Origin of the sequence: Bradyrhizobium sp. (assembly GCF_030646015.1) — a bacterium.
Taxonomy (GTDB): domain Bacteria; phylum Pseudomonadota; class Alphaproteobacteria; order Rhizobiales; family Xanthobacteraceae; genus Bradyrhizobium.
In genome coordinates, this window is record NZ_JAUSLT010000056.1 from 1 (window position 1) to 12384 (window position 12384).

General features: G+C 65.8%; 12 protein-coding genes. 7 read left to right on the plus strand and 5 right to left on the minus strand.

Annotation, left to right across the window (positions count from 1 at the left end):
- The 3 genes from Q7T45_RS08010 to Q7T45_RS08020 all read left to right on the plus strand — a co-directional run.
- Positions 1-888, plus strand: an 888-nt coding sequence (locus tag Q7T45_RS08010; protein ID WP_304869487.1) for a cyclase family protein, incomplete at its 5' end; no start/stop codon positions are given.
- 224 nt (positions 889-1112) lie between these two features.
- A complete protein-coding gene (gene ruvX, locus Q7T45_RS08015) occupies positions 1113-1604 on the plus strand; it encodes a Holliday junction resolvase RuvX (RefSeq protein WP_304869488.1) in 492 nt (163 codons plus the stop codon).
- A gap of 2 nt (positions 1605-1606) precedes the next feature.
- Positions 1607-2530, plus strand: a complete 924-nt coding sequence (locus Q7T45_RS08020; protein ID WP_304869490.1) for an AEC family transporter — start codon at positions 1607-1609, stop codon at positions 2528-2530.
- A 7-nt stretch (positions 2531-2537) separates the two neighbouring features.
- On the opposite strand, the gene Q7T45_RS08025 is transcribed toward Q7T45_RS08020, so the two are convergent.
- From Q7T45_RS08025 to Q7T45_RS08040, 4 genes are all read right to left on the minus strand, one after another.
- Positions 2538-3308 (minus strand): CPBP family intramembrane glutamic endopeptidase, encoded by a 771-nt coding sequence (locus Q7T45_RS08025; protein ID WP_304869492.1) that lies wholly within the window; start codon positions 3306-3308, stop codon positions 2538-2540.
- A 36-nt stretch (positions 3309-3344) separates the two neighbouring features.
- The gene (locus tag Q7T45_RS08030) at positions 3345-4988 is read right to left on the minus strand and encodes an acyl-CoA dehydrogenase family protein (RefSeq protein WP_304869494.1); all 1644 of its coding nucleotides are present in this window, start codon (positions 4986-4988) and stop codon (positions 3345-3347) included.
- Between the two features lie 161 nt (positions 4989-5149).
- Positions 5150-5917: a M15 family metallopeptidase gene (locus tag Q7T45_RS08035; RefSeq protein WP_304869510.1), complete on the minus strand. Its 768-nt coding sequence runs from the start codon at positions 5915-5917 to the stop codon at positions 5150-5152.
- Positions 5918-5934: 17 nt separating this feature from the next.
- Positions 5935-7245: a caspase family protein gene (locus Q7T45_RS08040; RefSeq protein WP_304869496.1), complete on the minus strand. Its 1311-nt coding sequence runs from the start codon at positions 7243-7245 to the stop codon at positions 5935-5937.
- 281 nt (positions 7246-7526) lie between these two features.
- Between Q7T45_RS08040 and Q7T45_RS08045 the strand changes: the two genes are divergently transcribed.
- From Q7T45_RS08045 to plsY, 3 genes are read left to right on the plus strand one after another with little or no spacing between them, the layout of a single operon-like run.
- A complete protein-coding gene (locus Q7T45_RS08045; protein ID WP_304869498.1) occupies positions 7527-8480 on the plus strand; it encodes an aspartate carbamoyltransferase catalytic subunit in 954 nt (317 codons plus the stop codon).
- A 4-nt stretch (positions 8481-8484) separates the two neighbouring features.
- A complete protein-coding gene (locus Q7T45_RS08050; RefSeq protein WP_304869501.1) occupies positions 8485-9786 on the plus strand; it encodes a dihydroorotase in 1302 nt (433 codons plus the stop codon).
- Positions 9787-9800: 14 nt separating this feature from the next.
- Positions 9801-10394, plus strand: coding sequence for a glycerol-3-phosphate 1-O-acyltransferase PlsY (gene plsY / locus Q7T45_RS08055; protein ID WP_304869503.1), 594 nt, complete (start codon positions 9801-9803; stop codon positions 10392-10394).
- Positions 10395-10539: 145 nt separating this feature from the next.
- On the opposite strand, the gene Q7T45_RS08060 is transcribed toward plsY, so the two are convergent.
- Positions 10540-11781, minus strand: coding sequence for an amidase (locus Q7T45_RS08060; RefSeq protein WP_304869505.1), 1242 nt, complete (start codon positions 11779-11781; stop codon positions 10540-10542).
- A 207-nt stretch (positions 11782-11988) separates the two neighbouring features.
- Between Q7T45_RS08060 and Q7T45_RS08065 the strand changes: the two genes are divergently transcribed.
- On the plus strand, positions 11989-12384 hold a 396-nt coding region (locus Q7T45_RS08065; RefSeq protein ID WP_304869507.1), incomplete at its 3' end, for a DNA-processing protein DprA.

Below are 12384 nucleotides of genomic sequence, written 5' to 3' on the forward strand. Positions count from 1 at the left end.
GCCGGAACCGCGAGCGCACAGGACTGGACCAAATCGAAATGGGGACCGAACGACGAGATCGGCGCCGCCAACTACATGACGCCGGAGCTGGTCGTGAAGGCGGCGTCGCTGGTGAAGACCGGCAAGACTTATGCGCTCGGCATTCCCGTCGATACCAAGACGCCGGCCTATCCGCCGCGCGCCTTCAAGATCACCATCGTTCAGCCCGGCCAGGCCGGCATTCCCGGCCTCGGACCCAGCAAGACCACCTATAATGACGACATCATCGAGGGCTGGGTCGGTGTCGGCAGCCAGCTCGACGGTCTCGGCCATATCGGCGTCGAGCACGTCTATTACAACGGCAACAAGCTGGCCGATTTCGCCGATCCCACCGGCCTGAAGAAACTTGGCGTCGAAAAAGTCCCGCCGATGGTGACCCGCGGCGTGCTGCTCGACATGGCGGCCCACTTTGGCACCGACGTGGTCAAGGAAGGCACCGCCTTCAACGTCAAGGAAATCGAGGAGGTCGCCAAGAAGCAAGGCGTCGAAATCCGCCAGGGCGATGTCGTGCTGTTCCACACCGGCTGGCTCAGCCTGGTCGGCAAGGACGACAAGCGCTTCGGTGCCGGTGAACCCGGCGTCGGCGTCGAAGGCGCCAAGTATCTCGTTGGCAAGGGCGTGGTCGCGGTCGGCGCCGATACCTGGGGAGTCGAGGCGGTCCCGTTCGAAACCAAGAATATCTTCGAGGTCCATCAAATCCTGCTGCCGATGAACGGCACCTACATCCTCGAAAACATGAATACCGCCGACCTTGCCAAGGACAAGGCCTACGAGTTCCTGTTCGTGCTCGGCCAGCCGCGCTTCAAGGGCGGCGTGCAGAGCATGATCAACCCGGTGGCGATCCGCTGAGATGCGCTTACCCTCCCCTGGAGGGGGAGGGTCGACGCGAATGAAATTCGCGGCGGGGTGGGGTGAAAGTCTATCGACTCGGACAGCGCGCGAGTTGATGGACCGTCACCCCACCCCGTCTCGCATTTCGCTGCGCTCAGTGCGAGCCGACCCTCCCCCTCCAGGGGAGGGTAAAGAAAGCAAGCGCTTTGCGTCGGCACTCCGACGCGTGTTATGCGAGCCCCATGCCCGCTCTCATCCTGCCCTTGATCGAAGCTGTCGCGCACTGGCCCGAACGTGGCGCGCTTGTTGGACTAGACCTTGGAACCAAGACCATCGGCGTCGCGGTTTCCGATCCCGACCGCCGGCTCGCGACCGGGGTCGGCACCATCCAGCGCAAGGCGTTCACGTCGGACGCGGCGCGGCTGGTCGCCATTGCCGCCGAGCGCAGCGCGGTCGGCTTCGTGCTCGGCCTGCCCGTCAACATGGATGCCAGCGAGGGTCCGCGCGCGCAGTCGACCCGCGCCTTCGCCCGCAATTTTTCCAAACTGACTGATCTCACGATCGCCCTGTGGGACGAGCGGCTTTCCACCGCCGCCGTGGAGCGGGAGTTGATCGGAACCGACATGAGCCGCGCCCGGCGCGCCGAGGTGATCGACGAGCACGCCGCGATCTACATCCTGCAGGGCGCGCTCGACCGGCTGATGACGCTCCACGACAGCCGCAAGGGCCGCTGAGGATGGCGCTGGTCATTACGGCGTTGCTGCCGGTTTTCCTGCTGATCGTGCTCGGATTCATATTGAAGCGAAGCCTGCTGCGGCTGGAGACGCAATGGCACGGGCTGGAGCAACTGACCTATTACGTGCTGTTCCCGGTGCTGTTGGTCCAGACCCTCGTCAAGGCCGATCTCAGCACCGTGCCGGTCGCCGGCGTCGGCGGCGCGCTGCTGCTCTCGCTGCTGCTGATGTCACTGTTGTGCCTCGGCTTGCGGCCGCTGCTGGCGCGATGCGCGGTCGACGGGCCCGCCTTCACCTCGATTTTCCAGGGCGCCACCCGCTGGCAGACCTATGTGGCGCTCGCAGTCTCCGTCAATCTCTACGGCGACACCGGGCTGGCGCTGGCTTCGGTGGCGATGGTTGCGATCATCCCGCTGGTCAACGTGTTCAGCGTTTCCGTGCTGGCGCATTACGCCTCCCCGGAAAAGCAGTCGGTCCGCGCCATCCTGATGACCGTAGTGCGCAATCCCCTGATCTGGGCCTGCGTCATCGGGCTGGCGCTCAATGTCCTGCATCTGCCGCTGCCGCGGATCTGGCACGAGGTCGCCGACGCGCTTGGCCGCTCTTCGCTGGCGATCGGCCTGCTGGTCACCGGCGCCGGCCTGCATCTGGCTGGGATGTTTCGGCCGAGCCTCGCCGCCAGCGTCGCCGTGTTCCTCAAGCTGGTGCTGATGCCGGTCCTCGCCATCGCGCTGGCGCACTGGTTCGGCCTGTCCGGCTCCAACCTGGCCATCGTGGCGGTGTGCTCGGCGGTGCCGGCGTCGTCGAGCGCCTACGTACTGGCCCGCCAGATGGGCGGCGACGCGCCCCTGCTGGCGCAGATCATCACGCTGCAGACCATTCTGGCGGCGATTACGATGCCGATCGTGATCGCGCTGGTCGCCTGAACCGTCACTATCCCGCCAGCCAGATGCTCTGCAGCGTCGCCGCGAAATTGTTGAGGCCGTGCAGGACCACCGTCAGCCAGGTCGAGTTGGTGCGATAGCGCATCCAGCCGAACAGCAGGCCGATGGAAAACACCTGGCCGAAAAAGAACAAGTCGTATTGCAGATGCAGCCCGGTCCACACCAGCGACGACAGCAGGATGGCGCCGGGCGCCTTCAGGAACGATTCCGACCAGCCGCGATAGAGAAAGCCGCGGGCGAAAAACTCCTCCGAGATCGGGGCCGCGACGCAGAATGCGATGATCAGGAGCCACACCGCGCCATCGGCGCGCGCCGATTTCAGCACGTCGACCATGAAGCCGGGCGCGACCTCCCGCCCCAGCGCGCGCGACAACAAGTCCCAACTTGCGACCAGCAGGACCAGCGCGACGATGCCGATCGCCAGATGACGCCACGACGGCCGGCGCAGCGCCAGATATTCGGCAAACGGCGTGCGCGACAGCCGTGTGGCGATCCAGATGGCGCCGAGCGCGGCCGGCATGCCCATGATCACCGAGAGCGAAATCGTCAGGCCGCCACCGACGACATGGATCGCGGCGGCAAGATCGAACGGCCCCTCCTGCCGGAACACCATCCACGCCACCACCAGGATCTGACCGACAAACAACGCGACGAAGATGAACAGGCCCCACAGCGTGGTGCCCCAGAATTTCCAGATGCGCGGCGGGTGTTGGGCCGGCCTCACCAGGATCGGTGGCGCGGCGGGATCGAGGGAATCCATCGGTGAGCTTTCAAGTTGCCGCAGGCTTTGCGGGCGTCAGGGTAATGCCCGCTCCAGCAAACCCCTGACATCGTCGGTGGCGAGATCCACCGCGCCATACATGCTGGCATGATTCTCGGCCATCCGGGTCGCCGCGAACAATTCGGCATGGCGCGGCGACACCTGATTGAGCGCTGCCGCGGCCGCCAGCAGCGCCAGCTTCTCCACCGCCAGCCTTGCGACGCGCTCGCCGTCCGGCCGGCGGAACGCCTTGGCGATGAAGGCCACCGCATCACCAGCGCCCGGCAAGCCGCTGGTTTCCCCGGCGAGGCCCTGCAACACCGCAGCCGCCGCCTCGGCCTCGCGCGACAGCGCCCGCAGCACGTCCAGGCACATCACATTCCCTGAGCCTTCCCAGATCGCATTGACCGGCGACTCCCGAAAATGCCGCGCCAGAATGCCCTCCTCGACATAGCCGTTGCCGCCGAGGCACTCCATCGCCTCGTACAAGAATCCCGGCGCGCTCTTGCAGACCCAGTACTTTATGGCCGGCGTCAGCAGCCGCATATAGGCCGCCTCATTGGCGTCAGCGGGCGCGCGGTCGAACGAACGGCAGAGCCGCATCACCAGCGCGATCGACGCCTCGACATGGAGCGCCATGTCCGACAGCACCGCCTGCATCAGCGGCTGATCGGCCAGATGCTTTTGAAACACGCTGCGATGCCGGGCGTGATGCAGCGCATGCGCCAGCCCCGAGCGCATCAGGCCGGCGGAGGCAATCGCGCAATCCTGCCGTGTCAGCTGCACCATCTGGATGATGGTGCGGATGCCCTTGCCCTCGTCGCCGACCCGCATCGCATGGGCGCCGAGAAATTCCACTTCCGAAGAGGCATTGGAACGGTTGCCGAGCTTATCCTTCAACCGCTGAAACTGGATCGCGTTGATCGAGCCGTCAGGCTTGAAGCGGGGCATGAAGAAACAGGTCAGGCCTTCCTCGGCCTGCGCCAGCACCAGGAAGGCGTCGCACATCGGCGCCGACATGAACCATTTGTGGCCCGATATGCGATAGCCATCGCCATCGCGCTCCGCCCGCGTCATGTTGGAGCGCACATCGGTGCCGCCCTGCTTTTCCGTCATGCCCATGCCGAGCGTCATGCCGCGTTTTGTCCACCACGGCGCGAAGCTCGGATCGTACGCGCGCGTCCCGATGACCGACATGGTCTTCGCCAGCAGGTCCGGCTGAACCGCCAGTGCCGCCACCGACGCCCGCGTCATGGTGATCGGGCACAGGTGCCCGGTCTCGACCTGCGCCGCCATGTAGAACTTTGCCGCGCGCACCACCTCCGACGCCCCGCCGGCCGGCTTGCCCTGCGCGTCCCAGGTCGAATTATGAACGCCGGCATGGGCGCTGCGCGCCATCAGTTCGTGATAGGCCGGATGAAACTCGACCTCGTCGCGCCGGTTGCCGCGCGAGTCGAAAGTCCGCAGTTTTGGCGTGTTCTCGTTGGCGATGCGCCCCCGCGCCGCCATCTCGGCCGAACCCCAGTGCTGGCCGAACTCGGAGAGTTCCTTCTCCGCCGACGATCCGCCATTGGCCGCGACGGCGTCGACCAGCGGACGGTCGAGCGTGAACAGATCAACACCCTCGAATGGCGGCGACTGGTTGAAGACCTCGTGGGTTGCGAACGAAGGCTGGGTCATGAGTCGTCCCTTGATATCGAGAATCATTCTACGCCGGAGCGAGCCCGACTGGGGAGGCCGTCATTGCGAGCGCAGCGAAGCAATCCATCGTGCAGCACAAAGAAAGAAAGAGTGGATTGCTTCGCTGCGCTCGCAATGACGAACTCTGCCATATGAGCAATCTACTTGGACCCCCGCCTGATCGGAAAATCATACGCCTGCCCGCCCGCGCCCGGCATCGAAAAATGCCACCACTCCTTCGAATAGTTGACAAAACCCTGCTTCGCCATCGCGGCCACCAGCAGGTTGCGCCAGCGCCGCTGATCCGCCGTGATGCTCCGCGCCGCGGTATGCGATTTCACATCGGAACAGTCATAGCCGGTGCCCATGTCGACGCTGGCTTCCGGCGCGCGGGTGGCTTCGGGCGCGGTACAGTCGGCATAGGTTTTGGCGGGATCGAACGTGGCGGAATTGTCGGCGGCAAGGTCAACCAAAGTGAGATCGAGCGCTGCCCCGGTGGAATGCTGCGAACGCTCGGCGATATAGCCCAGCCGGAACAGGTCCTTCTTGGGCAACGCGGGGTTATAGCGCCGCTCGGCCGGCGTCTCCCTGCCGTTCTGCGCCCACACCACCATGTCGTGCGACGCCCGCGCCGGCCGGTAGCAATCGAACATCTTCAGCGACAGGTTTTGCCTGGCCAGTTCCGCCTGGACGGCTTTCAGCGCCAGGCCTACGCGCCGCTTCACCACGCATTCGGCAGCGTCGTAACCCGAAAGCCTGCGGCCGACGAAATTGTTCGGCCCGGCATAGCGGATGTCCTGGCGGATGGTCGGATCGATGTCGCGCAGAAAGACAAAATCGCCGGGCAGGTTCTGCGCTTGCACGGCGGCGGTTGCCAAAAAGCTGGCAGCAAGAATGGCGGCGCCGGCTGCGCGCCCGAGATTCACCATGCGCCAACGCGCTCCGCTCACTGCACCCGCTCCGAATTGACCACCAGTTTGGTGATCGCGGTGTCGGTATATTTGTTGCCGGCCCAGACCTCGTCGATGATGAATTTGACCCAATAGGCCCGTACCGGCTTGGGCAGCGTCAGCAGTTCCGAGCCGAACCGGTCCGGTACCACAAGCGTTTGGGTTTCGCCTTGCGAGAACACCGCCCGCAAAAGGCGCACGCGGTTGTTCTTGTGGAAGATATCGTTGCTCTTCTGGTAGCCGTTGCGCACGGTGATCGAACGCACGGTGCGCATGCCGTCGAACTCGATCGCGATCCACTCGCCGATGCCCTGCCCGGCCCGACCTTCCACCCAGGCGCTGCTCTGCGGCCCCTCGAACAGGTTTTCCGGACCATAGGAATTGCCGAACTGCGGCTTCAGCACCGAGCTGACGCAGTAGGTCTCGCTACCCTTGCGCGCGCAACTTTCCCCCGGCGAACCCGGCCGCGGCGGGCGTTCGGTCTCCGGCGGCTTCGCCGCAAGAACCACCGGTGCGGTGACCGGCTCCCGCACACTCGTCGCCGGCGCGCGCCCCGCCAGATAGATACGGCCGCCCAGGGTCTGGTCGTAATAGGCCGGGGACTGCTCGTGCGGCGCCGGCTGGCCGCCGCCGTCGGTGGCCTTCAGGGCGAGTTCCGCCACCCGCTCGCGCACCTCGACGGCGAGATCGCCGAGATGCAGCTCCGGCCGCTTCATCTGCTCGGCGAATACCCGGGTGAACACCGAATTGTGCGCGGGATCGTTGCCGCTCAGCCGATCCAGCGCGGTCTGGCCGATCCCCGCGGAATAGAGCGTAAAAATCCCGCGCGCCGGTTTGGCGTCGGCGAGACCTCTGGTGTTGCCGATCGAGCGGCCGGCCGCGCGTGGAAACGGATTGTCGCGGCAGGCGTCGATCACCAGCAGCGCGACGCGGACGGACCTGGCCTGCAGCTCCGCGATCAAATCGGGCTCGGCGATCGAAGCACCCCGCACCCGCGCTTCGGCGCCCTCGGTGACCGCAGGCACGTCGCTCGGGATCAGGTAGTTGACGCCCGAGATCGCCACACCGTGCCCGGCGAAGAAAAGGGCGGCGGTATCGCCCGGCTCCAGCCGCGCGGTGAACTCGGCGAGCTTGTCGATCATGGCCTGGCGCCCGAGATTGGTCCCGACGATGACCTCGAATCCGAGCGACTTCAGCGAATCCGCGATGGTGCCGGCGTCGTTGACCGCCTTCTTCAACTGCCGGTCGGGGCCAAGATTGGGATAGAGGTCGTTACCGATCGAAAGTGCGATCCGCTTCTCGGCCATAGCCGGCGTCGCCGCAATTACGCCACAGCCCGCCAAGCATCCAATCCCCAGCACGACGTTCAGGACAATGCGGACAGATCGAATGAAATGCCGGGTAAAATGCTGAGTATTTTCCATGGCCTGCATGCGTCGCGTGCCGATTTCGCGAGCTTACCGGAAACCGCGCCACGGGAACACCACCGAATGCAGTTTACCGTGTTGGCGAACCGCTAGTGGATAAGTCAGCGTGCGGGAATTGACGCTTGCCCCGCCTCCCATCTCTGCCTATAGCTCTCGTTTTAATGACCCCTGTATCGAAATCGACCTTCGTCCTCGGTCACCGGCATCTGCTGGGAATCGAGGGCCTTTCCGTTGCCGACATCACCGGCCTGCTCGACCTCTCCGAGGAGTATGTCGAGCTCAACCGGCAAGTCGACAAGAAGCGCACCTCGTTGCGCGGCCGCACCCAGATCAACCTGTTCTTCGAGGCCTCGACCCGGACCCAGTCCTCGTTCGAACTGGCCGGCAAGCGGCTCGGCGCCGACGTCATGAACATGTCGGTATCGTCGTCGTCGATCCGCAAGGGCGAAACCCTGGTCGATACCGCGGTGACGCTGAATGCCATGCACCCGGATATCCTGGTGGTGCGGCACCACGCGTCCGGCGCGGTGGAACTGCTGGCCCGCAAGGTCGACGGTTCCGTCATCAATGCCGGCGACGGCGCCCATGAGCATCCCACGCAAGCGCTGCTCGACGCCCTGACCATCCGCCGCAACAAGGGCCGGCTCGAAGGCCTGGTGGTCGCGATCTGCGGCGACGTCATGCATTCGCGGGTGGCGCGCTCCAATATCCTGCTTCTCAACATCATGGGCGCCCGGGTGCGCGTCGTCGCGCCCTCCACGCTGCTGCCGCGCGGCATCGAGCGGATGGGCGTCGAGGTGGCCCGCGACATGCGCGAGGGGCTGAACGGCGCCGACATCGTCATGATGCTGCGGCTGCAGCGCGAGCGCATGAACGGCTCGTTCGTGCCGTCATCCGGCGAGTATTTCCACTATTTCGGGTTGGACCAGAAGAAGCTGGCCTACGCCAAGCCCGACGCGCTGGTGATGCATCCCGGACCGATGAACCGCGGCGTCGAAATCGACTCGATCGTGGCGGATGGCGCGCAATCGCTGATCCGCGAACAGGTGGAAATGGGAGTGGCGGTGCGGATGGCGGTGCTCGAAGCGCTGGCCCGCAACCTGCCGAACGCGTGACATCATGCTGACCGACCGCCGCCCGATCCTGCTGGCCAACGCCCGCGTCGTCGATCCCTCCCGGGATTTCGACGGCCCCGGCGACGTCCTGATCGCCGATGGCTTCATCCGTGACTCACGGCGCGGCATTGGCGCCGCCGGCGTGCCTGAAGGCACCGACATCATCAACTGCGCCGGCATGATCGTGGCCCCCGGGCTGATCGACATGCGCGCCTTTGTCGGCGAGCCCGGCGCCAGCCACCGCGAGACCTTTGCTTCCGCCAGCCAGGCCGCGGCCTCCGGCGGCATCACCACCATCATCTGCCAGCCGGATACCTCCCCCGTCATCGATAATTCGGCGACGGTGGATTTCGTGCTGCGCCGCGCCCGCGACACCGCGATCGTCAACATCCACCCGATGGCGGCTTTGACAAAAGGCATGCGCGGCGAGGAGATGACCGAGATCGGCCTGTTGAAGGCGGCCGGCGCCGTCGCCTTCACCGACGGCGACCGCAGCGTCACCAATGCGCAGGTGATGCGACGCACCCTCACCTACGCCCGCGACTTCGACGCGCTGATCGTGCACCACACCGAGGATCCCAACCTGGTCGGCGAAGGCGTCATGAACGAGGGCGAGTTTGCCGCGCGGCTGGGCCTGGTCGGCATTCCCAATGCCGCCGAGGCCGTCATGCTGGAGCGCGACATGCGCCTGGTCGCGCTGACCGGCGGGCGCTACCACGCGGCCTCGCTGACCTGCATCGAGTCGCTGGAAATCCTGCAGCGCGCCCGCGATGCCGGTCTTGCGGTCTCCGCCTCGGTGTCGATCAATCATCTGACCCTGAACGAAAACGACATCGGTCCGTACCGCAGCTTTCTAAAATTGTCGCCGCCGCTGCGCACCGAGGACGACCGCCTCGCGCTGGTCGCCGCCGTCGCCTCCGGGCTGATCGACGTCGTGATGTCCGACCACAATCCGCAGGACGTCGAGGTCAAGCGGCTGCCGTTCGCCGAAGCCGCCTATGGCGCGATCGGCCTGCAGACCATTTTGCCGGCGGCACTGCGCCTGATCCACAATGGCGAGACCGATTTCAAGACCCTGATCCGCGCGATGTCGACGCGCCCGGCCGAACTGCTCGGGCTACCCGGCGGATCGCTGCGCGCGGGCTCGCCCGCCGACGTCATCGTGATCGATCCCGACACCCCCTGGGTGCTCGATCCCGCCGATCTCAAATCGCAATGCAAGAACACGCCGTTCGACGATTCCCGCTTCTCCGGCCGCGTGGTGCGCACCATCGTCGGCGGCCGGACGGTATATGAGCATGTCTAAAAGGAGCCTCAGCGATGTCGCCTGAAGCATGGCTGCCGGTGGGGCTCATCATCGGTTATTTCCTGGGCTCGATCCCGTTCGGGTTGATCCTGACAAGACTCGCCGGCACCCAGGACCTGCGCTCGATCGGCTCCGGCAGTATTGGCGCCACCAATGTGCTGCGCACGGGAAACAAGGGGCTTGCCGCCGCGACGCTGCTCGGCGATGCGCTGAAGGGCACGGTCGCGGTAGTCATCGCGGGTTATTTCGGCGGCCCCAATGCCGCGATGCTGGCGGCGCTCGGCGCCTTTCTCGGCCATCTGTTCCCGGTCTGGCTCAAATTCAAGGGCGGCAAAGGCGTCGCCGTCTATATCGGCGCGCTGATCGGATTGTTCTGGCCGGCCGTCGTGGTGTTTGGCCTGCTGTGGCTCGCCACCGCCGCGACCACGCGCTACTCGTCACTGTCGGCGCTGGTTGCCAGTTTCGTCACGCCGATTTTTTTCTGGTGGTTCGGCCACCCCGCGCTGGCCTCCTTGTTCGCGGTGATGACGATGCTGCTGTTCTGGGCGCACCGCGAAAACATCAAGCGTCTGCAGGCTGGCACCGAAGGGCGGATCGGGGAGAAATAGTCGTCGCTTCGTAGGGTGGGCAAAGCGTCCGCCGTCGCTCAACGAGCGAAGGCGGAAGCGTGCCCACCACTTCAATCGAGAGCCGAATTTGCCGAGCGGATGGTGGGCACGGCGCGAAGAGTGCGCCTTTGCCCACCCTACGATTCTACGACCGCCGCAGCGCCTCTTCCACAAACCGCGCCGCCGCCAGCGCCCCGGCATCGTTGCCGAATCGCGCGATCACCTGCACGCCGACGGGCAGTCCACCCTCGGCCACATAGCCGGGAACATTGACGCAGGGCACCCCCATCAGGGTCCAGAGCCGGTTGAAGCGGGGTTCGCCGGTCGAAGCCAATCCCTTCGGGGCCGCGCCCGGCGCCGAAAACGTCAGCAACACGTCGACGTCGTCGAAGATTTTCGCCAGCGCCTTGCGGGCGCGGTTGGCGACGCTGCGCGCCGCGTCGTAGTCGGCGGGCGCAATTCCCACACTTTCGTCGAGCCGTCCGCGCAGCAGCGGCGGCATGTCGGCGTGACGCGTCCGGTATTCCCAGGCCAGCGCCCGATGCGCCTCGAAATCCTGCAGGGTGGGATGAATCCGCCACGCCTCACCGACAATGTCGTGCAAGGCCAGTTCGCGCACGGTCCCGCCTGCCCGCTCCGCCGCTTTCGCTGCGAGCCGCAGCGCCTCGGCGCCCGCCGCTTCCGGCGCGCCGGCAAAATCCTGCGTCACGACGCCGATGCGCAGCGTCTCGATCGCGGTACCGAGCTTGAGCTCCGCCCTGCCGGTCATGGCCGACAATCCCTGCGCCAGGTCTTCGACCCCGGCCGCGAACAGCCCGACGGTATCCAGCGTCCAGGAAAAGCACTTCACGCCGACCGTCGGCAGCATCCGGAACGACGGCTTGATCGCGGCCACGCCGCAGAACGAGGCCGGCCGGATCACCGAGCCGCCGGTCTGCGTTCCCAGCGCAAGCGGAATCATGCCGGCCGCGACCGCCGCCGCCGAGCCCGAGGACGATCCGCCCGGCGTATGATCGGTGTTGCGCGGATTGAGCGTAGCCGTCGGATCAACCGAAGCAAACGCCGTCGTCGTGGTCTTGCCGGCGATGGTCGCGCCCGCCTGCTTCAACATCATGACGACAGGCGCATCCGCGCGCGGCCGAAACCCGCGATAGATCGGCGAACCCATTTCGGTCGGCAGATCCGCGGTCTCGATGATGTCCTTGATCCCGACGGCGATGCCGCGCAACGGCCCGGCGCTTTGCGCGCGAGGATTTTCGGCACGGCAGACGAAGGCGCCGATGCTCTTGTCATGGGCCTCGATGGCTTCGACCGACCGCGCGATCGCGGCCTCAGCCGAAAGCCCGCCGGATTCGATACGGCGCTGGAGGTCGGCGAGCGAGATCATGGGCGTTATGTTCCTAGCGAAGATGGAGATGCTTTTACGGAGCGCGCGGGGATGGAGCAAGATGCAGAGGCACGCTAGTAGCCCGGATGGAGCGCAGCGCAATCCGGGGCCAGCATCACTCGCTCCCCCGGATTTCGCTACGCTCCATCCGGGCTACAAGGCAAATTCCATTGATCCCACCCTCTGGTTGCGCGAAGCTATATCCGCATGGACAAGCGCACACCGAGCACCACCCACCTCACCGACACCGAGCGGATCGACCGGCTGCGGTTGATCCGTTCCGACAATGTCGGGCCGCGCACCTTTCGTTCCCTGCTCAATCATTTCGGCAGCGCCCGCGTCGCGCTGCAGCGGTTGCCCGACCTGGCGCGGCGCGGCGGCGCCGATCGTCCGGGGCGGATCTGCAGCGAGGAGGATGCGCCGCCGCTGCTCGGCGTGCGCGGCGCGCTGGACGCGCTGATGCGGCCGATGCTCGCGATCGTCGGCTCGCGCAACGCCTCCGGCGCCGGGCTGAAATTCGCCGGCACCCTGGCGCGCGACCTCTCGGACGCCGGGTTCGTCATCGTCTCGGGGCTGGCGCGCGGCATCGATCAGGCGGCGCAT

Excerpts from the sequence above, each read along its gene's own strand:
- Q7T45_RS08025 (WP_304869492.1), bottom strand. The coding sequence starts at position 3,308 with ATGGATTCCCTCGATCCCGCCGCGCCACCGATCCTGGTGAGGCCGGCC.
- Q7T45_RS08020 (WP_304869490.1), top strand. The coding sequence starts at position 1,607 with ATGGCGCTGGTCATTACGGCGTTGCTGCCGGTTTTCCTGCTGATCGTG.
- Q7T45_RS08050 (WP_304869501.1), top strand. The coding sequence starts at position 8,485 with ATGCTGACCGACCGCCGCCCGATCCTGCTGGCCAACGCCCGCGTCGTC.
- Q7T45_RS08045 (WP_304869498.1), top strand. The coding sequence starts at position 7,527 with ATGACCCCTGTATCGAAATCGACCTTCGTCCTCGGTCACCGGCATCTG.
- Q7T45_RS08060 (WP_304869505.1), bottom strand. The coding sequence starts at position 11,781 with ATGATCTCGCTCGCCGACCTCCAGCGCCGTATCGAATCCGGCGGGCTT.
- Q7T45_RS08030 (WP_304869494.1), bottom strand. The coding sequence starts at position 4,988 with ATGACCCAGCCTTCGTTCGCAACCCACGAGGTCTTCAACCAGTCGCCG.
- Q7T45_RS08035 (WP_304869510.1), bottom strand. The coding sequence starts at position 5,917 with ATGGTGAATCTCGGGCGCGCAGCCGGCGCCGCCATTCTTGCTGCCAGC.
- plsY (WP_304869503.1), top strand. The coding sequence starts at position 9,801 with ATGTCGCCTGAAGCATGGCTGCCGGTGGGGCTCATCATCGGTTATTTC.
- Q7T45_RS08040 (WP_304869496.1), bottom strand. The coding sequence starts at position 7,245 with ATGGCCGAGAAGCGGATCGCACTTTCGATCGGTAACGACCTCTATCCC.
- ruvX (WP_304869488.1), top strand. The coding sequence starts at position 1,113 with ATGCCCGCTCTCATCCTGCCCTTGATCGAAGCTGTCGCGCACTGGCCC.